This is a genomic window from Cellulomonas sp. P22 (assembly GCF_044392165.1).
Genome location: NZ_JBISBW010000012.1, coordinates 33064 through 53243, shown reverse-complemented (window position 1 = coordinate 53243; position 20180 = coordinate 33064). Strand labels below are relative to the sequence as shown.

General features: G+C 72.3%; 20 protein-coding genes. 4 read left to right on the top strand and 16 right to left on the bottom strand.

The genetic code is table 11. The annotated features are described in order from the left end of the window. Position 1: 1 nt before the first annotated feature. The 8 genes from ACGIF2_RS13975 to ACGIF2_RS13940 form a co-directional block, all read right to left on the bottom strand. Positions 2–349, bottom strand: a complete 348-nt coding sequence (locus ACGIF2_RS13975; RefSeq protein WP_396047621.1) for a cupin — start codon at positions 347–349, stop codon at positions 2–4. 82 nt (positions 350–431) lie between these two features. Continuing rightward, positions 432–1115 carry a response regulator gene (locus ACGIF2_RS13970; RefSeq protein ID WP_396047619.1) on the bottom strand — a complete coding sequence of 228 codons (684 nt, stop codon included), beginning with the start codon at positions 1113–1115 and terminating at the stop codon, positions 432–434. Further along, complete coding sequence (locus ACGIF2_RS13965; RefSeq protein ID WP_396047753.1) at positions 1112–3607, bottom strand: DUF4118 domain-containing protein; 2496 nt, start codon at positions 3605–3607, stop codon at positions 1112–1114. The genes ACGIF2_RS13970 and ACGIF2_RS13965 overlap by 4 nt, the downstream gene beginning before the upstream one ends. Positions 3608–3702: 95 nt before the next feature. After that, entirely contained in the window at positions 3703–4374 is a 672-nt protein-coding gene (kdpC, locus tag ACGIF2_RS13960) for a potassium-transporting ATPase subunit KdpC (protein WP_396047617.1), read from the bottom strand. 1 nt (position 4375) lies between these two features. Further along, positions 4376–6481 carry a potassium-transporting ATPase subunit KdpB gene (gene kdpB / locus ACGIF2_RS13955; protein ID WP_396047751.1) on the bottom strand — a complete coding sequence of 702 codons (2106 nt, stop codon included), beginning with the start codon at positions 6479–6481 and terminating at the stop codon, positions 4376–4378. Positions 6482–6543: 62 nt separating this feature from the next. Then, positions 6544–8208: a potassium-transporting ATPase subunit KdpA gene (gene kdpA, locus ACGIF2_RS13950; protein WP_396047615.1), complete on the bottom strand. Its 1665-nt coding sequence runs from the start codon at positions 8206–8208 to the stop codon at positions 6544–6546. Beyond that, positions 8205–8297 carry a K(+)-transporting ATPase subunit F gene (gene kdpF / locus ACGIF2_RS13945; protein WP_396047613.1) on the bottom strand — a complete coding sequence of 31 codons (93 nt, stop codon included), beginning with the start codon at positions 8295–8297 and terminating at the stop codon, positions 8205–8207. Before kdpF ends, kdpA begins: the two co-directional genes overlap by 4 nt. 243 nt (positions 8298–8540) lie before the next feature. Beyond that, positions 8541–9065, bottom strand: coding sequence for a MarR family winged helix-turn-helix transcriptional regulator (locus ACGIF2_RS13940; protein WP_396047610.1), 525 nt, complete (start codon positions 9063–9065; stop codon positions 8541–8543). Positions 9066–9222: 157 nt separating this feature from the next. Here ACGIF2_RS13940 and ACGIF2_RS13935 point away from each other — a divergent pair, with 157 nt between their 5' ends. After that, positions 9223–10056, top strand: coding sequence for an alpha/beta fold hydrolase (locus tag ACGIF2_RS13935; RefSeq protein WP_396047608.1), 834 nt, complete (start codon positions 9223–9225; stop codon positions 10054–10056). 57 nt (positions 10057–10113) lie between these two features. Here the strand turns inward: ACGIF2_RS13935 and ACGIF2_RS13930 are convergent, their stop codons facing one another. Continuing rightward, a complete protein-coding gene (locus ACGIF2_RS13930) occupies positions 10114–11004 on the bottom strand; it encodes a hypothetical protein (protein ID WP_396047606.1) in 891 nt (296 codons plus the stop codon). Positions 11005–11255: 251 nt separating this feature from the next. Here ACGIF2_RS13930 and ACGIF2_RS13925 point away from each other — a divergent pair, with 251 nt between their 5' ends. Genes ACGIF2_RS13925 through ACGIF2_RS13915 form a run of 3 tightly spaced genes read left to right on the top strand, consistent with a single transcriptional unit; the run spans position 11256 to position 14502 of the window. Next, positions 11256–11858: a DUF4956 domain-containing protein gene (locus tag ACGIF2_RS13925; RefSeq protein WP_396047604.1), complete on the top strand. Its 603-nt coding sequence runs from the start codon at positions 11256–11258 to the stop codon at positions 11856–11858. Next, positions 11855–12631, top strand: coding sequence for a polyphosphate polymerase domain-containing protein (locus ACGIF2_RS13920; protein ID WP_396047602.1), 777 nt, complete (start codon positions 11855–11857; stop codon positions 12629–12631). Before ACGIF2_RS13925 ends, ACGIF2_RS13920 begins: the two co-directional genes overlap by 4 nt. A gap of 23 nt (positions 12632–12654) precedes the next feature. Beyond that, positions 12655–14502: a carbohydrate-binding domain-containing protein gene (locus ACGIF2_RS13915; RefSeq protein ID WP_396047599.1), complete on the top strand. Its 1848-nt coding sequence runs from the start codon at positions 12655–12657 to the stop codon at positions 14500–14502. Positions 14503–14535: 33 nt separating this feature from the next. Here ACGIF2_RS13915 and ACGIF2_RS13910 read toward each other — a convergent pair whose 3' ends face one another. From ACGIF2_RS13910 to ACGIF2_RS13880, 7 genes are all read right to left on the bottom strand, one after another. Next, a complete protein-coding gene (locus tag ACGIF2_RS13910; protein WP_396047597.1) occupies positions 14536–15099 on the bottom strand; it encodes a hypothetical protein in 564 nt (187 codons plus the stop codon). A 131-nt stretch (positions 15100–15230) separates the two neighbouring features. Next, positions 15231–16049, bottom strand: a complete 819-nt coding sequence (locus tag ACGIF2_RS13905) for an ABC transporter permease (protein WP_396047595.1) — start codon at positions 16047–16049, stop codon at positions 15231–15233. Beyond that, the gene (locus tag ACGIF2_RS13900; RefSeq protein WP_396047593.1) at positions 16046–16819 is read right to left on the bottom strand and encodes an ABC transporter permease; all 774 of its coding nucleotides are present in this window, start codon (positions 16817–16819) and stop codon (positions 16046–16048) included. Before ACGIF2_RS13900 ends, ACGIF2_RS13905 begins: the two co-directional genes overlap by 4 nt. Next, positions 16816–17766 carry an ABC transporter ATP-binding protein gene (locus ACGIF2_RS13895; protein ID WP_396047591.1) on the bottom strand — a complete coding sequence of 317 codons (951 nt, stop codon included), beginning with the start codon at positions 17764–17766 and terminating at the stop codon, positions 16816–16818. The genes ACGIF2_RS13900 and ACGIF2_RS13895 overlap by 4 nt, the downstream gene beginning before the upstream one ends. A gap of 154 nt (positions 17767–17920) precedes the next feature. Continuing rightward, complete coding sequence (locus tag ACGIF2_RS13890) at positions 17921–18409, bottom strand: hypothetical protein (RefSeq protein WP_396047589.1); 489 nt, start codon at positions 18407–18409, stop codon at positions 17921–17923. 228 nt (positions 18410–18637) lie between these two features. Beyond that, positions 18638–19864 (bottom strand): type II toxin-antitoxin system HipA family toxin, encoded by a 1227-nt coding sequence (locus ACGIF2_RS13885; protein WP_396047587.1) that lies wholly within the window; start codon positions 19862–19864, stop codon positions 18638–18640. Continuing rightward, positions 19861–20136 (bottom strand): helix-turn-helix transcriptional regulator, encoded by a 276-nt coding sequence (locus tag ACGIF2_RS13880; RefSeq protein WP_396047585.1) that lies wholly within the window; start codon positions 20134–20136, stop codon positions 19861–19863. Before ACGIF2_RS13880 ends, ACGIF2_RS13885 begins: the two co-directional genes overlap by 4 nt. Positions 20137–20180: the final 44 nt, after the last annotated feature.

Below are 20180 nucleotides of genomic sequence, written 5' to 3'. Positions count from 1 at the left end.
CCTACCGCGCCCTGGTGGGCTCCGTGGCTGGCTCCACGCCGGTCACCGTCGTCAGCAGGAAGACCGAGTCCTCCTCCGCCAGCACCGCGTGCCGGAGGTGCGTGAGCAGCGCAATCTCGCCTGCGACCAACGCATCGACCTCGACGCCGGTGACTTTCACGCGACCCACGAGGACCTGCAGGCTGGCCGCGCTGGGCGAGTTGTGCTCGGCGAGCTCGGTGCCGGCCGCGAGTGCGATGACGGTCTGTCGCAGCGGGCCGTCGTGCAGCAGGAGCTCGGCGCTGCGGCCGTGGTCAGACGCGCGGGCGGCGTCGAGGTGCGACTGGGCGAGAAGGCTCAGGTTGGCCACGTTTCCTCCAGGGATCGCGCCGAGCGTACGGGGCTCGGCGCGAGGCCGACGTGGAGCTCGGCGTGTCGGGCGCGGCGCGCGCTCACACCTCGAACACGTACCCCATGCCCGGCTGGGTCAGCAGGTGGCGCGGGTTGGACGGGTCGACCTCGAGCTTGCGGCGGAGCTGCGCGGTGTAGACGCGCAGGTACCCGGTTTCGGACGTGTAGGCCGGGCCCCAGACCTCGCGCAGCAGCTGCTCGCGGGACACGAGGCGGCCGCGGTTGCGCACGAGCACCTCGACGATCGCCCACTCGGTGGGGCTGAGCCGCACCTCGGTGCCTGCACGCAGCACGCGCCGTCGGGCCAGGTCGATCTCGAGGTCGCCCGCGACGACGACAGCCTCGGTGGCGTCGCCGGGTGCGGCGCGGCGCACCGCGGCCCGCAGCCGGGCGAGCAGCTCGTTCATGGCGAACGGCTTGGTGACGTAGTCGTCGGCGCCGGCGTCGAGGGCATCGACCTTGTCCTCGCCGTGCTGCCGGGCCGAGAGCACCACGATCGGCACCCGGCTCCAGCCGCGGATGCCCGCGATGACGTCGAGCCCGGGGATGTCGGGCAGCCCGAGGTCGAGCAGCACCACGTCGGGATGCCAGGACGCCGCGAGGTCGAGGGCCTGTGCGCCGTCGGCGCCGGTCGCGACCTCCCAGCCGTGCGCACGCAGGTTGATGGCGAGCGCGCGCACCAGGCCCGGCTCGTCGTCCACCACGAGCACCCTCGACCCGCTCATGAGCCCTCCTCGGCACGCGGCACCGTCAGCACCATGGTCAGGCCACCGCCCGGGGTGTCCTCGGCCGTGAGCTCGGCGCCCACCGCCTCGGCCAGGCCCTGCGCGACGGCCAGCCCCAGACCCAGCCCGCCCGGCGAGCTGTCTCCCAGCCGCTGGAACGGTTCGAACATCTGGTCCTTGAGCTCGTCCGAGAGCCCGGCCCCGGTGTCGATCACCCGCAGCTCGACCGTGCGGCGCGTCGCCGAGCCGGCCAGCCGCACCCGGGTGCCGGGCGGCGCGTGCCGGGCCGCGTTGCCCACGACGTTCGCGACGACCCGTTCGAGCAGGCCCGGGTCGGTGCTCACGAGCGGCAGGTCCTCGGGCACGTCGAGCTCGACGTGCCCCGGGTCGAGACCTTCGAGCGCGAGCGGCACCACCTCGTCGAGGCTCGTGGGGCGCAGCGCGGGTCGCACGCTGCCCGTCTGCAGCCGCGACAGGTCGAGCAGGTTGTCGATGAGCCGTTCGAGCCGGGCCGTCGAGGTGCCCAGGGCCCCCACCAGCGCGGCCGTGTCCTCCGCGTCGAGCCGCACGTCGGGCGACGTGAGGCCGTCGACGGCGGTGCGGATCGTCGCGAGGGGGGTGCGCAGGTCGTGCGACACCGCACCCAGCAGGGCCGAGCGGGCGGCGTCGGCCTGCTGCAGCGCGTGCACCCGGTCGGCCTCCTGGCGCAGGCGCCGGTGCTCGAGCACGGCGCCTGCCTGCGAGGCGAACGCGTCGAGCACGCGCCGGTCGCTCGCGGGCAGCACCCGGCCCCGTAGCGCGAGCACGCGCGTGTCGTCGATCGCGACCACGGTCTGCGCGTCGTCGGGCGCCAGGGCCGGGGCCGGACCGTCGGTCGCGAGCGCCCGCCACTCCTTGCGGCCCCGCTCACCGCCGGGCACCCGCTCGAGCAGGGCCACGGACTCGAGCAGGAAGGTCTCCCGCAGCCGCTCGACGAGCGCCTGGGCCGAGTCCTGCCCCGAGAGCACCGACCGGGACACCGCCGCGAGCGCCGACGCCTCCGCGCGGGCCCGGAACGCCTGCCCGGTGCGCCGTGCCGCGAGGTCGACGACCGAGGCGACGGCCGCCGCGACGAGCACGAAGACGACGAGCGCGAGCGCGTTCTCGGGCGACGAGACCGTGAACCGGCCGGTGGGCGGGGTGAAGTAGAAGTTGAGCGCGAAGAACCCGATCAGGGCGCTCGACACCGCGGGCCACAGACCGCCGACGAGCGCGACCGCGACCGTCAGGGCGAGGAACAGCACGAGCTCGGTCGACAGGTCGACGCCACCACCGACCGTGTGGAGCAGCAGGGTCAGGGCGACGGGTCCGAGCGCGGCGAGCACCCAGCCGCCGATCGTGCGCCGCCGCGACAGCAGCGCGCTGCGGTGCTCGGGGCCCCGCCCGGCACGGGCCTTCTCGTGGGTCATGAGGTGCACGTCGATGTTCTCGGCGAGGCGGGCGATCTCGACGCCGTTGCTCTCCGAGAGCGCCTCACGCCAGCGGCTGCGGCGCGAGACCCCGACCACGATCATCGTGGCGTTGACGCCGCGCGCGAAGTCGACCACGGCCGTGGCCACGTCCTCGCCGACCACGGTGTGGAACGCGCCGCCGAGCTGTTCGACGAGCTCGCGCTGGGCCGCGATCGCGCCGGGTGCTGCACCGGGCAGGCCGTCGGTGGGCAGCACGTGCACAGCGAGCAGCTCGGAGCCCGCCGAGCGTTGCGTGATGCGGGCTCCGCGGCGGATGAGCGTCTCCCCCTCGGGCCCCCCCGTGACCGCCACGACGACCCGTTCACGCGCCGGCCACGGCTCCTCGATGCTGTGGTCGCGGCGGTAGGTGGTGAGCGCGTCGTCGACCCGGTCGGCGAGCCAGAGCAGCGCGACCTCGCGCAGCGCGGTGAGGTTGCCGACCCGGAAGTAGGACGACAGCGATGCGTCGATCTGCTCGGCCCGGTACACGTTGCCGTGCGCGAGCCGGCGGCGCAGCGCCTGCGGCGAGAGGTCCACGAGCTGCACCTGGTCGGCGTCGCGCACCACGTGATCGGGCACGGTCTCGCGCTGCCGGACCCCGGTGATGGCCTCGACCACGTCGTTGAGCGACTCGAGGTGCTGCACGTTCACGGTGGTGACCACGTCGATCCCCGCGTCGAGCAGGTCGTGCACGTCCTGCCAGCGCTTGGCGTGCTCGACGCCGGGCACGTTGGTGTGCGCGAGCTCGTCGACGAGCACGACCTGCGGCGCGCGCTTCAGCACGGCGTCCACGTCGAGCTCGCCGAACTCCTGGTCGCGGTAGGTGACGGTCTGCCGCGGCACGACCTCGAGCCCGTCGAGCAGCGCGGCCGTGGCCGCCCGCCCATGCGTCTCGACGAGCCCGACCACCACGTCCGTGCCGCGCGACGCACGCCGGTGCGCCTCGTCGAGCATCGCGTACGTCTTGCCGACGCCCGGGGCCGCACCGAGGTAGACAGTCAGACGTCCACCACGGCCGGGGTTGCCCGCGTGCGCGGCAGGACCGGCCGACGACGCGAGGTCGCCTGCCGGTCCTGCCGCGCCGGGCGCGAAAGTGCTCACGACCCCATTGTGGTCAGCGCGACGTTCAGCTCGAGCACGTCGACCCGCGGCTCGCCGAGAACACCCAGGTCACGGCCCTGCGTGGTGCGGTCCACGAGCGCGGCGACCTCCGCGGCGGACAGCCCGCGGGCCTGCGCGACGCGCTCGACCTGCTGGCGGGCGTAGGCCGGCGAGATGTCGGGGTCGAGCCCCGAGCCCGAGGCGGTGAGCGCGTCCGGCGGCACCGACGCGGGGTCGACGCCGTCCTGCGCGGCCACCTCGGCACGGCGCTCGCTCACCGTGGCGAGCAGGCCCGGGTCGGTGGGCCCGAGGTTCGAGCCGCCCGAGGCGAGGGTGTCGTACCCGCCGGCCGACGGGCGCGGGTGGAACCACTCGTCCCCCTCGAACGTCTGGCCGATCAGCAGCGAGCCGATCGCCTGGTCGGGTTCGTTCACGTGGGTCCCCTCGGCGTCCACGAGCGACCCGTTGGCCTGCCAGGGGAACGCGAGCTGGGCGACCCCCGTCACGGCGAGCGGGTAGGCGAAGCCGAGCACGAGCGTGAGCAGGAGCAGGACGCGCAGCCCGGCCCAGGTCTGCCGGGTCAGGGCCACGAGCGTGGCCCCGGCCGAGCGGGGGGTGTGGGGGCGGGGGTGCGGTGCGACGGGGGTCGCGGTGCGGGGCGTGGTCATGTCAGCTGATCCCGGGGATGAGGGAGACGATCAGGTCGATGAGCTTGATGCCGACGAACGGGGCGATCAGGCCGCCGACGCCGTAGACGAGCAGGTTGCGGCGCAGCATCACGGCCGCGCTCGCCGGCCGGTACCGCACGCCGCGCAGCGCGAGCGGGATGAGCGCGACGATCACGAGCGCGTTGAAGATGACGGCCGAGAGGATCGCCGACTCGGGGCTCGACAGGTGCATCACGTTGAGCACCTCGAGCTGCGGGAAGACCACCAAGAACATCGCGGGCAGGATCGCGAAGTACTTCGCGACGTCGTTGGCGATCGAGAACGTGGTCAGCGCGCCCCGGGTGATGAGCAGCTGCTTGCCGATCTGCACGATCTCGATGAGCTTGGTCGGGTTGGAGTCGAGGTCGACCATGTTCCCGGCTTCCTTCGCCGCGCTCGTGCCGGTGTTCATCGCGACCCCGACATCGGCCTGCGCGAGCGCGGGGGCGTCGTTCGTGCCGTCCCCCGCCATCGCCACCAGGCGGCCACCGGCCTGCTCGCGGCGGATGAGCGCGAGCTTGTCCTCGGGGGTGGCCTCGGCGAGCACGTCGTCGACGCCGGCCTCGAGCGCGATCGCGCGGGCCGTCACGGCGTTGTCGCCCGTGACCATCACGGTGCGGATGCCCATCGCGCGCAGCTCGTCGAACCGCTCGCGCAGGCCGTGCTTGACCACGTCCTTGAGGTGGATGACCCCGAGCACGCGGGCCGGTCCGTCACCGATCTGCTCGGCCACCACGAGCGGCGTGCCGCCCGAGGAGCTGATCGCGTCGACGAGCTGCGCGGTCTGCGCGCCCGTGCCGCCGCCGGTCGAGCGCACCCAGCCGCTCACGGCTCCGGCGGCGCCCTTGCGGATGCGACGCACTCCGTCCGGACCCGGCAGGTCGAGCCCGCTCATCCGGGTGCGGGCCGTGAACGGCACGAGCTCGGCGCCCACGAGCTCGCCGTCCTCCCGTGCCCGCATGCCCAGCTGGTCCTTGACGAGCACCAGGACGCTGCGGCCCTCGGGCGTCTCGTCGGCCATCGAGGACAGCTGCGCGGCGTCGGCCAGCTCGGCCAGGTCGACGCCGTCGACGGGCACCAGCTCGGAGGCCTGGCGGTTGCCGAGCGTGATGGTGCCCGTCTTGTCGAGCAGCAGCACGTCCACGTCACCCGCGGCCTCGACCGCGCGGCCCGACATCGCGAGCACGTTGCGCTGCACGAGCCGGTCCATGCCGGCGATGCCGATGGCCGAGAGCAGCGCGCCGATCGTGGTCGGGATCAGGCAGACGAGCAGCGCCACCAGCACGATGAGCGACTGCCGGGCCCCCGAGTACACGGCGAACGGCTGGAGCGTGGCCACGGCCAGCACGAAGATGATGGTCAGGGACGTGAGCAGCACGTTGAGGGCGACCTCGTTGGGGGTGCGCTGACGCTCGCTGCCCTCGACGAGCGCGATCATCCGGTCCACGAACGTGTGCCCGGCGGGCGCGGTGATCCGCACGACGATGCGGTCGGAGAGCACCACGGTGCCACCCGTGACGGCCGACCGGTCACCGCCCGACTCGCGGATCACCGGGGCCGACTCGCCCGTGATCGCCGACTCGTCGACGCTCGCGATGCCCTCGACCACGTCGCCGTCGCCCGGGATGGTCTCCCCCGCGACGACCACGACCACGTCCCCGACGGCCAGCGTCGAGGACGCCACCGGGGCGGTGGGCAGGTCGGACAGCACCCGGCCACCCACCGCGTCCTGCGGCGAGATCACCCGTCGGGCCGTGGTCTGCGCCTGGGTCGCCCGCAGGCTCGCCGCCTGCGCCTTGCCGCGGCTCTCCGCGACGGCCTCGGCCAGGGTCGCGAACACGACCGTGAACCACAGCCACAACGTCACCGAGACCGCGAACAGGGTCGGGTCGAGCACAGTGAGCACGGTCGACGCGACCGCCCCGATCTCGACGACGAACAGCACCGGCGAGTGGTACAGCTCGCGGGGGTCGAGCTTGCGCAGCGCCGAGGGCAGCGCCTCGAGCAGCTGGCGACCGCTCAGCGCGCGCCGGGTGCCTGCCGGGCGAGGCGCGCCGAGGGGCTTCATGGGTTCAGGGTCGACCGACGGGCCCACGGGGTCCACCAGGGTCGGGTGCATGACTGTGTCCTTCATGAGAGGGACTCGGCGATCGGGCCGAGGGCGAGGACGGGGATGAAGGTCAGGCCGACGACGACGAGCGTCACCGCGACCAGGAGACCGACGAACAGCGGCCGGTGCGTCGGGAGCGTGCCCGAGCCGGCGGGAACGGTCTGCTGGCCCGCGAACCGGCCGGCGAGGGCCAGCACGAGAGCGATCGGCACGAAGCGACCGAGGAGCATCGCCAGGCCGAGCAGCGTGTTGTAGAAGGGCGTCGAGACGGTCAGGCCCGCGAACGCGCTGCCGTTGTTGTTCCCGGCCGACGTGAACGCGTACAGCACCTCGGAGAGCCCGTGCGAACCCGCCTCCTGCATCCCGGCCTGCCCCGCGGTCGTCGCGATGGCCACCGCCGTGCCGAGCAGCACGATCGCAGGGACGGCGAGCACGTAGAGCGCGACGAGGGTGATCTCCTGGCGGCCGATCTTCTTGCCCAGGTACTCGGGAGTGCGCCCGACCATGAGCCCCGCGACGAAGACAGCGACGATCGCGAGCACGAGCATCCCGTAGAGCCCGGAGCCGACGCCGCCCGGGGCGACCTCGCCGAGCATCATGTTGAAGATCGTGACGCCGCCGCCCGGCGCGGTCAGCGAGTCGTGCATCGCGTTGACGGCGCCGGTGGACGTCCCGGTCGTGGCCGCGGCGAACAGCGCGCTGCCCGCGGCACCGAAGCGGGTCTCCTTGCCCTCCGACGCGGCACCCACGAGCTGCGGCACGGCGCCCGGCGCGGCCATCTCGGCCCACGTCAGCAGCCCCACGGCGGCGACCCACAGCGTGGCCATCGCCCCGAGGATCGCGTGGCCCTGGCGCTTGTCGCCGACCATGATCCCGAAGGTGCGCGGCAGCGCGGAAGGGATCAGCAGGATCAGGAAGATCTGGAACAGGTTGCTGATCGGGGTCGGGTTCTCGAACGGGTGGGCGGAGTTCGCGTTGAAGAACCCGCCGCCGTTGGTGCCCAGGAGCTTGATGGACTCCTGCGAGGCCACCGGCCCCCCGAGCACGCTCTGCGTGCCGCCCGCGAGCGTGGTGACCTCGGTCGGGCCCGCCAGGTTCTGGATCACGCCCGTCACGACGAGCAGCACCGCCCCGATCACGGCGATCGGCAGCAGGATGCGCACGGTCGAGCGCATCAGGTCGGACCAGAAGTTGCCGACGCGACCATCGGCGCCCGAGCGAGCGAACCCGCGGATCAGGGCGACGACCACGGCGATGCCCACCGCGGCCGAGACGAAGTTCTGCACCACGAGGCCCGCCATCTGCAGCAGGTGCCCCGCGGCCTGCTCACCCGAGTACCACTGCCAGTTCGTGTTCGTCACGAACGAGACGGCGGTGTTCCAGGCCCCGGCGGGGTCCATGGGCGACATCCCGAGCGACAGCGGCAGGTGGTTCTGCAGCCGCGCGAGGCCGAACAGGAGCAGCACCGACGCGAGCGAGAAGCCGAGCAGCGAGAGCAGGTACGTGCTCCATCGCTGGTCGGCGTCGGGGTCGACCCGCGCGAGGCGGTACCCGGCCCGCTCGACCCGCAGGTGCCGGGGGGAGGTGAAGACGCGCGCCATGTACGCACCGAGCGGCACGTGCACGGCGGCGAGCAGCGCCACCAGCAGCGCGATCTGGCCGAGGGCGGCCCACGTCGCGCTCATCGGGTCGTGTCCGGGCGGACCAGGGCGACGAACAGGTAGACGAGCAGGGCGGCCGTGACCACGAGGGCGACCCAGTCGGCCCCGGTCACGGGTGGTCCAGCGTGCGTGCGACAAGCGCGACGGCGGCGAAGAACGCCACCGTGAGCGCGAGGAAGGCCAGATCGGCCATGACGGAGCACCTTCGGGAGTCGGGCGGTCCGCGTGACGCGACGGACCGGTGCGCACCTGCGCACAGGACCGTCCTATGCCCGGGTGAGGCCCCCGCAGCCCGACGTTGACGACTCCTTAGCGGTCTCCCCCACCGCCTTGACGCAACCCTGACGGGAAGCTGCTCAGTCGTCCCGGGTGGATGCCGGCGAACCGGCCACCGGCTCGCTGCTCGCCCCGGACAGCCGACGCGCCTCGCTCGCGGCCGACGTCCGCACCCGGCCGAGCATCCGGCGGAACTGCTCGGAGTCCTGCTCGTCGAGGCCGAGGGCCGCTGTCACGACCTGGGCGAAACCCGCGGCCTCGTGCTGGAGCGCGCGGCCCGCGTCGGTCAGCGTCACGTCGACCGAACGCTCGTCCTCGGGCCGGCGGCGACGCTCGACCAGGCCCCGGGCCTCGAGCCGCTTGAGCAGCGGCGACACCGTGCCGTAGTCGAGCTGGAGCGCCTCGATGACCTCGCGGACCGTCGCGCTCTCGCGCTGCCACAGCACCACCAGCACGAGGTACTGGGGATAGGTGAGCCCGAGCGGGTCGAGCAGGTGCCGGTACACCCCGGTGATGGCCCGGGATGCGGCGTAGAGGTCGAAGCAGAGGAACCGCGCGAGGGCGTCGGCGTCCGGGGTGGGAGGGCTGTCGACCGTCTCGTTCATGCCTCCGAGTCTACGCCTTGCAGGCCGATGCCACGATGACATCGTGCACGATGTCATCGCCCGGGGTTGACGTTCCCACTTACATCGTGCACGATGTAGTTGTTCGCAAGGAAAACGTCGGTGCATCCGCCCCGGCCCCTCTCGAAGGAGAACGTCCATGGCACACCTCACCGTCGGCACCGAGAACTCCACCGCCATCGAGCTCTACTACGAGGACCACGGGACCGGGCAGCCGGTCGTCCTGATCCACGGCTACCCGCTCGACGGCGCCTCGTGGGAGAAGCAGACCACCGCGCTCCTGGACGCCGGCCACCGCGTCATCACGTACGACCGTCGCGGGTTCGGCCGCTCGAGCAAGGTCCGGACCGGCTACGACTACGACACGTTCGCGGCCGACCTGAACACCCTCCTGGAGGCGCTCGACCTGCACGACGCGGTCCTCGTCGGCTTCTCGATGGGATCGGGCGAGGTCGCCCGCTACCTCGGCACCTACGGCTCGGAGCGCATCGCCAAGGCCGCGTTCCTGGCCTCGCTCCAGCCGTACCTGCTGCAGGCCGACGACAACCCCACCGGCGTCCCGCAGGAGGTCTTCGACGGCATCAGCGCCGCCGCGACGGCCGACCGGTACGCCTGGTTCGAGAACTTCTTCGCCGACTTCTTCAACACCGACGAGACGCTCGGCAACCGGCTCAGCGAGGCCGCGCTGCGCGCCGCCTGGACCACGGCCATCGGCTCCGAGCCCTCCGCCGCGTACGCGGTGGTCCCGACGTGGCTCACCGACTTCCGCGCCGACGTCGACGCCATCGACGTGCCCGCGCTCATCCTGCACGGCACCGCCGACCGGATCCTGCCGATCGACGCCACCGCGCGACCGTTCCACGCCCGGGTGCCGCAGGCCGAGTACGTCGAGATCGAGGGCGCACCGCACGGCCTGCTGCTCACGCACGCCGACGAGGTCAACGAGGCGCTCCTGAGCTTCCTCAAGGCCTGACGACAGCCGCACAGCGTGGGGTCGGGACACGGTCCCGGCCCCACGCTGCGCGTGCCGTCAGCTGATGCCGCAGCTCGACGAGCCCGACGCGCCGACCCCGCCCGCGGCGTCGAGCAGCGCGTGCTCGGTCGGCGCCCCGCGCGGCACCCGGATCTCGATCGCCGCCTCCCCGCACCGGATCGTGACGACCCGCACGTCGGCCTCCCGGGCGTCGTCGCCCGCAGCGATCGACTCGATCTGCCCGAGGGGCACCACTGTCGTCGCGAGCGAGTGCTCGGGATGGCTCGTGCGAGCCACGGCGTGACGGCGGTGCACCACGAGCAGCTCGCGCTCGGTGGCGCACACGGCCGCGGCGTGCAGCACCATCGGGCGGACCAGTCGCACCAGGCGGGCCGGTGCGCTCAGCGGCGCGACCGGCACGCGCCCGTGGGTCGCCAGCAGACGGGTGCCGTACTCGGACTCGAGCAACGTCAGCACGGCGCCGACCAGCGCGATGTCGGCCTCGCCGAGGTCACGCAGCCCGGGGGTCGCCAGGCCGTCGGGGACGTCGGCCCATCTGACGGCGTCGGGACGGGCAGCGAGGTGCCGCGCGCGCACGAGCTGGACGAGATCCTCGACGGTCTCGCGCGAGGACCCGTTGTAGGCGACGCGCAGCGGCACCGGGCTGGTCGCGTCGTGGAGCGTGAGCCACCCCTCGAGCAGGTCGGTGCCGTGCTCGATCGCGCACACGTCACGGTGGGCCACGACACGGCGGGTCGTGCCGCCCGGGGTCCTGCTGAGCACCGTCAGGTCGTCCGGGGTGACCACGAGGAGGTGGTCGTACAGGTCCATGCCGGGGACCACGTCGCGACGGTCGATCACGCGCGGGACCTTGAGCACCCGGAGCGCGCTGGTGAGGTCGACCGGGTGGCCACGGAAGAGGGCGGGCACCTCGTCAGGCGTGGTCACCTCACTGATCCACGGGCCAAAAGCGTCGATCTCGGCAGTGCGCACGATGGGTCCTCCGATGACGTCCCGGGCGGGCGACGGTGCCCGCGGCCAAGCCTGCGGGTCAGCGACTCCGTCGCGGGAGGACGTTGGTCCGGCGAAGGCGGTCGTGACACCGGATCCGCACCCTACCCAAAGCGTCCTCACAGGGGCTCCACAGAGGCCCGTCGCTCAATGGAGCATCGCCGAAAGAGACCCTCGGAGGGCCCCACATGTCGCAGTACGTCCTGTACGCGGTCGACCTGATCGCCATCAGCATCCTCGCCTTCGGGCTGTACTTCCCGCGCCACCGCCGCCGTGACCTCGTGGTCGCCTACCTGGGCGTCAACGTGGGTGTCCTGGCGGTCGCCGGGGCGCTGGCCCAGAGCGCGGTGGGTGCGGGGCTCGGGCTCGGCCTGTTCGGCGTGCTGTCGATCATCCGGCTCCGATCGACAGAGCTGAGCCAGCACGAGGTCGCGTACTACTTCTCGGCGCTCGCGCTCGGTCTCATCGGAGGGCTCTCGGGCGCCTCGATCCCGCTGGGGGTCGCGCTCACGGCGCTCATCGTGCTCGTGATCGCCGTGGCCGACAGCCCCCGGGTGCTGCGCCGCTACCGCCACCAGCTCGTGGTGCTCGACGCGGCGTTCACCGACGAGGCCGCGCTGGTCGCGCACCTCGAGCAGCTGCTGGGCGCCCGCGTGCACGGCGTGAGCGTGCAGCGCGTCGACCTCGTCAACGACACCACGACCGTCGACGTGCGGTTCGAGCTGCCCGCCGGGCAGGCCACCACACCGGCCCTCGTCGGCACCCCCGGCTGGGGCGAGGTGGCCCGATGACCACCGTCGCGAGCGCCACCCTCGACCTGCTGCGCCCGGTGGGCCTCGCCGAGCTCGACACCCTCGCGTCGCTGCAGACCCGGGTCGACCGTAAGTACGTGGTGCCGCTCGACGCGCTCGAGCGGCTGCTGCCGGGCCTCGAGCCGGGTGCCCGCGTGCTCGAGATCGGCGGCGAGCGGGACTTCGCGTACGAGTCGGTGTACTTCGACACCCCGGAGCTCACGAGTTACCTCGGCGCGGCGCGGCGCCGGCGGCGCCGGTTCAAGGTCCGCACCCGCACGTACGTCGACTCGGCGCAGTGCTGGGTCGAGGTCAAGACGCGCGGCCCGCGGGGCACGACGGTCAAGAACCGGCACCCGCACGAGCCGCGTGACCGCGACCGGCTCACGGCCGACTCCCGCCAGTTCACCGAGGACGTGCTCGACGACGCCGAGGTGGCGTACCCGAGCGAGTCCGACCTCGCCCCCACGCTCGTCAGCCGCTACCGCCGCACCACGATCCACCTGCCGTGCACGAACAGCCGCACCACGATCGACACCGACCTGGTGTGGACCGACGTCGCGACGGGCGACGAGCTCCCGCTGAGCGGGTTCGCGGTGATCGAGACCAAGACGGGCTCGACCCCGTCCTCGACCGACCGCCTGCTGTGGAGCCACGGGTTCCGCCCGGTGCGGATCTCGAAGTACGGCACCGGGATGGCAGCCCTGCACCCCGAGCTGCCGTCGACGCCCTGGCGCCGGGTCCTCGACCGGTACGTCGCCCCCGCCGCCTGATCCCCGACCCCCTGGAGCACATGATGCGACGCTCGACCCTGACCTACCTGGCACCCGCTGCGGTCCTCGCCGCCGTCCTCGCGGGCTGCTCGTCCGCCGACGACTCGGGCACGTCCACGACCGGCGAGGGCACGTCCAGCGCCGTCGCCGCGGCCGACGCCGACATCACCGTCGAGGAGGCCCTCGCCGCCAACACCCAGCCCCACGCGACCGAGGCCGGGTGGGACGAGTCCGACGAGGTCGCGATCACCCTCACGGGATCCGGCGCGAGCCTCGACGGCGACGGGGTGGAGGTCGACGGGTCGACGGTGACGATCACCGCCCCCGGCACCTACCGCGTGACGGGCACGCTCGGCGACGGCCAGGTCGTGGTCGACAGCGCGGCCGACGGCGTGGTGCGCGTCGTGCTCGACGGCGCGGACATCTCGTCGTCGACCACCTCGCCCCTGCAGATCATGGACGCCGACGAGGCCGTGGTGGTGCTCGCCGACGGGTCCACGAACCACCTGTCCGACGCGGCGACGTACGTCTACCCGGACGCCGAGACCGACGAGCCCAACGCGGCCCTGTACAGCACGGCCGACCTGACGATCACGGGCACCGGTTCGCTCGACGTCGAGGGCAACGCGAACGACGGCATCACCGGCAAGGACGGCCTGGTCATCGACTCCGGGACGATCACAGTCACGGCCGTCGACGACGGCATCCGCGGCAAGGACTACCTCGTCGTGACGGGCGGGACGATCGACGTCGACGCGGGCGGCGACGCCCTGAAGTCCGACAACGCCGACGACGCGGCGCTCGGCTACGTCTACCTCGCCGACGGCGACGTCGACGTGACCTCGGGCGACGACGGCGTGGCCGCCGCGACCGACGTGCTCGTCGCCGACGGCACCCTCACAGTCGTCGCGGGTGGCGGCAGCACCGCGACCCTCGCCGCCGACGCGTCCCCCAAGGGGCTCGTGGGTGACGTGAGCGTGGTGATCGGCGGCGGCCAGGTGATGGTCGACTCCCCCGACGACACTGTGCACTCGAACGGGGTCGTCTCGGTGCACGGCGGTGACCTGACGCTCGCCGCGGGCGACGACGGCATCCACGCCGACAACGCCCTGCAGATCAGCGACGGCACGGTCGAGGTGACCCGCTCGTACGAAGGGCTCGAGGCCGCTGCGATCACGCTCGCCGGCGGTGACGTCTCCGTCGTGGCGAGCGACGACGGCATCAACGCCGCCGAGTCGACCGACGACGCGGCCGAGGACCAGGGGGGCGACGGCCCGGCGCCGGGTGGCGACCCGGGCCAGGGTGGCGGCGAGGTCGGCACCGCCACCCTGACCATCACGGGCGGCACGATCGTGGTCGACGCGGACGGCGACGGCCTCGACGTGAACGGCTCGCTCACGATGAGCGGCGGCACGGTGGTGGTCAGCGGCCCCACCAACAACGGCAACGCGTCCCTCGACTACGACGGGACGTTCGACATCTCGGGCGGCGAGCTCGTCGCCGTCGGGGCCTCGGGCATGGCGCAGACGCCCTCCGCGTCGTCCTCGCAGTCCTTCGTCGGGCTCACGTTCAACCAGACGCAGCCCGCCGGGACTGTCGTGCACGTGCTGGACGCCGACGGCGACGCGATCGCGACGTTCGAGTCGACCAAGGCGTTCTCCTCGGTCGTCTACTCCTCGGCCGACGTCGTCGCGGGCGACACCTACCGGGCGGCCGTCGGCGGCTCGGTCACCGAGCCGGGCACGGGCCCGCTCGCGGCGTCGGGCGACCCGAGCGGCGCCACCGTCGCGGCCACCGGGACCGCCGGCGAGGTCACGCCGGGCATGGGCGGTGGCGGCCCGATGGGCGGCGGCGGACGTCCCGGTCGCTGAGCCACCGCCGTCCTGGGGCGGGCGACGCCGCCCTCACCTGTCGGCGGAGGACGGGACGGGCGCGTCGCCGGAGGGCGTCCCCGGGGTGTCGTCGGCGGGCGGATCGACCACACGGTCGGTCAGCACGACCGGCGTCGCCCCGGAGACGTCCACGACCAGCTCGTGCTCGTCGGTCCAGACGCCGCTGGGTGAGCCGTCGGACCCGGCGGTGCCGTAGGCGAAGACCGTGCTGATCTCAGCACGGACGGTCAGGGCCCGGTCCCCGCGTGGGGTCACGACGATGACGTCGGCCGTGGACGTCGCCGACACGACAGGGGCTCCCACGTCGGCCATCGCGTCCCGGACCCGGCTGTTGAGGGAGTGCCACTCGGTCCACCCGGCCCCCGATCCCGCACCCTCTTGCGACGCATCGGGTGGACCCGTCCACACCTCGTCGCTCACCAGGAGGTACGAGCGCAGCGCGTCATCTACTGCGGCGATCTGAGCCGTGGAGGCGACGACGACATCCCCTTCGGCGGCAACTGGAGCACCTGCACACACGAGCGCGAACGGGACGAGGAGGGCGGTCTTGATGACGCGGGCGCGCCTCGCCACCATGGGACTCACGCCTGCCTCACGTCGTCGAGCTGCGGCAGGCGTGGGCGCCTGCGCTGGATCCGCACGACGCTGCTCCGGGGCAGCGCTCGGCGGGCCTGGCCTGGGCGTCGGCCGACCTCTAGGTTCGAGGGTCATGCGCCGAGGTCGAGCGTCCCGTCGGCGACGCCCCGGGTGACCACGCGCCGGATGGACAGGACGGCGACGGCCATCCAGAGCGCGCCCACGAGCACCTCCAGGGCGACGTCGACGAGCACGGTGCCGACGGGTGCGCCCGCCACGACACCCCGCACGCCACGCAGGCCGTGCGTCAGAGGGAGCACCTCGGAGATCGCTCGGACGACGGGCGGCCAGAAGGTCGAGGGCACGTTCACGCCGCAGAACGCCATGATCGGCAGGTACCCCAGGTTGAGGATGACCCAGGTCATGCCGACGTGCCGCAGGGCGACGCTCGCCAGGACGCACCCGAAGGAGTAGCTGGCCACGCAGACGACGGCGATGATCGGGAGCGCCGCCGCGGCACGCGGCCACGGGAGCGGGACGCCTGCCAGGGGCGGGAGCAGGACGAAGGCGAGCGTCGACGAGACCATGCCGCTGGCCAGCCACTGCACGCCACGTCCGAGGTACACCGGCACGTGACTGGTCGGTGCGATCGCGAGGAGGGGCAGCGTCCCCGACATGCGTTCCTGCACCATCATCGTCACGATGATCATGCCTTCGAGCGTGCCCAGGGCCACGGCGTTGCCGACCAGCGAGTACTGGAGGGCCGACTCCCGGCCAGCGAAGCCGGCGGCCAGGGCGAAGAAGACCACCTGGAGCAGCAGACGGGTCAGCCAGCCGAACGTGTAGGTCTTCCACGTGTGGATGGCACGCATGTCCGCCCACGCGAAGGCGATGGTCTCGCGCACCAGCTCGCGGGCCGCGCCTCGGGACGCGATGGGCGGCGCGCTCATCCGAAGGCCGCCGTCGCCGTGCGGCGCAGGCGGTCCTGGACCGCGCGCATGAGGAGGGTCGCCGCACCGAGAGCCGCGCCGCCGAGCCCGAGGATGGCGAGCAGCCGCCACCCCACGTCGCCAGCGACGCCGTCCACGGCGTCGCGCAGCAGGTCAGCGCTCCAGGACAGGAAGATCACGTCGCTCACCGGTCCGAGCCATCCGGGGAGCGCAGAGACCGGGACGACGACCCCGCCCAGGATGTAGACCGGGTAGCTCATCGAGTTCTGGAACACGTGCACCGTGCGCGAGACCATGAACAGCGCCGCGAGCATCGTCGCGGTGCACGCGGTCGCGACCGTCGTGGCGACCAGCGCGGCCACCGCGACGCCGGGCTGCGCGATGTGGATCCGGAGCCCGAAGCCCCACGTGGCGACGAGCCAGGACTCCAGGAAGGCCAGGCTCCCCGCGAGCGCGACCGCGACGATGCGGCCCGCGACGACCAGCTCGAGCGACCCCGGGGCGCCCACGAGCAGCTCGAGGCGGCCGTACCAGCGGTCTTCGGCGAGGATCGAGGACGCGACGTCGAGCGAGATGGCCCAGAGGCCGATCAGCCCGGGGCCGATCACGGCGTTGGTCACCTGATCCGGGTTGTCGTAGTGCACGGCGAGGGACAGGAAGATGACCGTGAACAGCGGGGCGGTGACCAGGACCAGGAACTGGGCCGGGCTGCGCCGGCTGATCGCGAGCTGGAGCCGCAGACCAGCCCCGACCTGGCGCAGGGCGCTCACAGGACCATCCCACGCGGGCCGACGACACGCAGGTAGACCGACTCGAGGGACGGTGTCGCCTGGCGCGCGGAGAGCACGTCGCGGTCGATGAGCCACCGCATGGTGCTCGCCGTGGCGTCCTCGTGCGGGAACGCCTGCCATCCGTCGGCCGCGTCGGGGGCCGGCTCCACCGAGGCGACGAACGGCTGCTCCCGCAGCGCTGCCACGACCGCCGGGTCCGCGCAGGTGAACTCCACGCACTCTGTCGTCCCGAGCGCACGCGCGACGTCCTGCCGGTCGCCGTCGAGGATCACCTCGCCCTTGTCGATCAGCGTGACCCGCGAGCAGAGGGCCTCGGCCTCGGCCATGTCGTGCGTGGTGATCAGGACGGACCTGCCCTCGCCCTGCAGGGCGCGCACCAGATCACGGAACTCGTGTGCGGCGACCGGGTCCATGCCCGTCGTCGGCTCGTCAAGGAAGAGCACCTTCGGCTCGTGGATCAGTCCCCGCGCGAGGTGCAGCCGCTGCTTCATGCCCCGTGAGAACGTCTCGACCGGCTGGTCCGCGCGCGCGGTCAAGCCCACCATGTCCAGCAGCCGTTCGGTCCGTTCGCGGGTGGTCCGGTTGCCGAGCCCGTAGAGGGCGCCCCAGAAGTGCATGTTCCGTCGTGCGGTGACGCGGGTGTACAGGCCGCGCTCACCGCCGAGGACGACGCCCACGTGCCGCCGCACCTCGCGCACGTCCTCGACGACGTCCATGCCCAGCACGCGGGCGGTGCCGCTGGTGGGCAGCAGGACCGTCGACAGGATCTTGACGAGGGTGGTCTTCCCGGCGCCGTTGGGTCCGAGGAGCCCGTGGACGGACCCCTGCTCGACGGACAGGTCGACGCCGCCCAGCGCCCGGACCGTCGAGCGGTCACGCCGCCCCTCAAATGTCCGTGCGATCCCGCGAACGTCGACAGCCAGCATGTTTCGGTCGCTCCCCGGTGCAGTCTGGACGCACGTCCGCGCACCGGCCGACGAGCGCTGGCTTTCCTGCCGACAAACTAGCGGGAACAGGGCGCTGCGGCTGGCCGTTTGGCCACGACGGACCGTGCCAGACCGGGCCGATCTCCGCTGCCGATCAGGCGGGACCCGTGCCTGTCGTGCCGGTCTCGTCGTCGGCGAACCGGGCCAGCGCCTCCCACGGTGGCTCCTCGTCGAACTGGAACAGGAGCTCCCACACCGTGACCGGGAACTCGGGCTCCCAGAGGGGGACGGGACGCATGAGCAGCTCTCGCGGGAGGACCAGGAACCCTTCCGCCGCGAGTGTCCCGGCGATCTCCGGGTCGTCGACCGCTCGCCCGCCGTAGTCGTTCACGTAGGCGTAGGACCCGACGATCGACAGCCGTACCGCTAGGCGCCGAGGGTGTCCCGGGAGGTTGACGACGCTGGCCACGTCGCTGTTGTGGTCCGTGAAGTCGTAGGCACCCCAGTCCGCGTTGAATCGCTCTCGCACGCGCCGGTAGGGGTCTCTCTCGATGATCTCGAACGCCTTGCCGTACGAGGGCTGAGGCCCGCGACCGAAGAACTGAACGATCATCTCGACCATGGCGGCCGGCAGGTCGGTCATGGCGCGAGCGACCCCCACGGCGTCCCGTTGACCTGTTTTCTCGTGTTGCACGACACCCTCCGCACCCCTCCGGCAAGTCCGACTTCTACCCAGCCTCTCGTGTCGATGCTGAGCCGCGGGCGGAAACCGACGTCCTCGTAGCGGTCAACGGCTCCTCACGATGAGCGGCGGCACCGTCCTGGTGAGCGGCGTCACGACGAAGGTCTGGCTGGGTCAAGGGCTGGCGACTCAGGTCAGGAGGTCGAGGATCGCACCCGCTCGCGCCCTGATCTCATGGGCCAAAGGGGCGACGTCGATCCCGTCGGCGTCGCAGCCCTCCACGATGTCGCGAACACGGGAGGCGACGGTCTCGATCACGTCGGTCACGATCATGTCCGGCACTCCCCAGGTGCTCGCCTCACGGAGCAGGTGCCCGCCGGTGAGGTACCGCAGGCGCGCCTGCTCGTCGAGGTGGTGCCCGAAGCCCTGGAAGACCGAGTTGAGCAGGTACACCGGCGCGACGTCGTACAGAGGCGCCATGGAGAACGTCGCGGTCTCGTCGATCATCATCGAGTAGTTCTTGGAGTGCGCGTCCCCGTTGCCGACGATGAGGTTGAACGTCACCTGTGCGAGCTCGTCAGCGACGAACCCGGCGGGGGTCAGGGACTCCGCTCCGGCCTCTCGCGCGATCCGCCGTAGCCGCCTGTCGTCTGGGGAGGACTCGTACTTGTCCCGCGCGGAGACACCGAGCGCCTGGGTGAGGTCCTCCTGGTGGAGGCGCGCGCCGTCGGCACGGTCGTACCGCTCGACGACGAGGGCGAGGCGCCCGTCGAAGTCCGCGAGCTCGGCGTTCGCAGCTGGCAGGCCCGCGCCGCGAGCCAGGCGCAGCGCCCACTCTTCCCAGCGGACGAGGTCGCGCACGGCGACGTCGGTGACTGGTTCCGGCTTGATGATGTGGGTAGACATCGCACCATCTCCCGGCCACGCCCACCCGTGAGCGGTCTTGGTGAGCAGCACCTTCGCCTGAACACCACCGAGCGACGCTGACACGACCTGCCCCTCGGGCGGTTCCAGCGTCGGGAGCTGGGCCACGACCCGGTCCACCTCGGCGGAGGACAGGTCGAAGAGCGTTCCGTCGCCAGGTGGTTCCGCCTCGGTGGTGAGCTGGATGGCGCCCGCGCACTCGTGGCCGATCTGGCTCAGCAGCGCGAACGCGTCCCCCGGTCGGATGGCGTGCTGCCGCTCCAGGGCCCCGCGCACCGCGCCTTCAGGCAAGAGGTTGTCGAGGAACCGTTCGAGGTGGTCTCCCTGGACGCGCCTGTCCGTCAGGGGCAGCGACAGCGACAGCGGCTTGGCGCCGATGCCGTAGGTGTCCAGCGCGCTGTCGTCGTACCGCATGCGCAGGCGCCCGTTGCGGAGCTGTTCGAGCTCCGCGAGGTGCCGACCTCGCAGCCACACGTGCAGGACGCGGGTCATGAGGTCACCGTGATGCGAGCCCCGCGGGGGACGACGACGAGCTCGTACCCGCACGCCGCGAGGGCGTCCAGGAGGGTATCGGTCGAAGTGGCGGCGGCCCCTCGTTCGAGTCGGGAGATGGTGGGGCGGGACGAGTCGATCATGCTGGCGAGCTCGTCCTGGGTGTAGCGGCGGGCGGTCCGCGCGCCCTGAACTGCGCGTCCGAGGCTGGTGGTATCCCGCGCTCGGTAGAACCGCTGCGTCACAGATGATTCATCTACGCGGTTGTCCATTGATGAATCATATCTGAGCCACCGGCACAGCGGAGGGCGAATGA

Coding starts and splice junctions, on each gene's coding strand:
- ACGIF2_RS13890 (WP_396047589.1), bottom strand. CDS start 18,409: ATGACCGACCTGCCGGCCGCCATGGTCGAGATGATCGTTCAGTTCTTC.
- kdpB (WP_396047751.1), bottom strand. CDS start 6,481: ATGAAGCCCCTCGGCGCGCCTCGCCCGGCAGGCACCCGGCGCGCGCTG.
- ACGIF2_RS13935 (WP_396047608.1), top strand. CDS start 9,223: ATGGCACACCTCACCGTCGGCACCGAGAACTCCACCGCCATCGAGCTC.
- ACGIF2_RS13880 (WP_396047585.1), bottom strand. CDS start 20,136: ATGGACAACCGCGTAGATGAATCATCTGTGACGCAGCGGTTCTACCGA.
- ACGIF2_RS13910 (WP_396047597.1), bottom strand. CDS start 15,099: ATGGTGGCGAGGCGCGCCCGCGTCATCAAGACCGCCCTCCTCGTCCCG.
- ACGIF2_RS13895 (WP_396047591.1), bottom strand. CDS start 17,766: ATGCTGGCTGTCGACGTTCGCGGGATCGCACGGACATTTGAGGGGCGG.
- ACGIF2_RS13915 (WP_396047599.1), top strand. CDS start 12,655: ATGCGACGCTCGACCCTGACCTACCTGGCACCCGCTGCGGTCCTCGCC.
- ACGIF2_RS13885 (WP_396047587.1), bottom strand. CDS start 19,864: ATGACCCGCGTCCTGCACGTGTGGCTGCGAGGTCGGCACCTCGCGGAG.
- ACGIF2_RS13940 (WP_396047610.1), bottom strand. CDS start 9,065: ATGAACGAGACGGTCGACAGCCCTCCCACCCCGGACGCCGACGCCCTC.
- ACGIF2_RS13905 (WP_396047595.1), bottom strand. CDS start 16,049: ATGAGCGCGCCGCCCATCGCGTCCCGAGGCGCGGCCCGCGAGCTGGTG.
- ACGIF2_RS13920 (WP_396047602.1), top strand. CDS start 11,855: ATGACCACCGTCGCGAGCGCCACCCTCGACCTGCTGCGCCCGGTGGGC.
- ACGIF2_RS13970 (WP_396047619.1), bottom strand. CDS start 1,115: ATGAGCGGGTCGAGGGTGCTCGTGGTGGACGACGAGCCGGGCCTGGTG.
- kdpC (WP_396047617.1), bottom strand. CDS start 4,374: ATGACCACGCCCCGCACCGCGACCCCCGTCGCACCGCACCCCCGCCCC.
- ACGIF2_RS13925 (WP_396047604.1), top strand. CDS start 11,256: ATGTCGCAGTACGTCCTGTACGCGGTCGACCTGATCGCCATCAGCATC.
- kdpA (WP_396047615.1), bottom strand. CDS start 8,208: ATGAGCGCGACGTGGGCCGCCCTCGGCCAGATCGCGCTGCTGGTGGCG.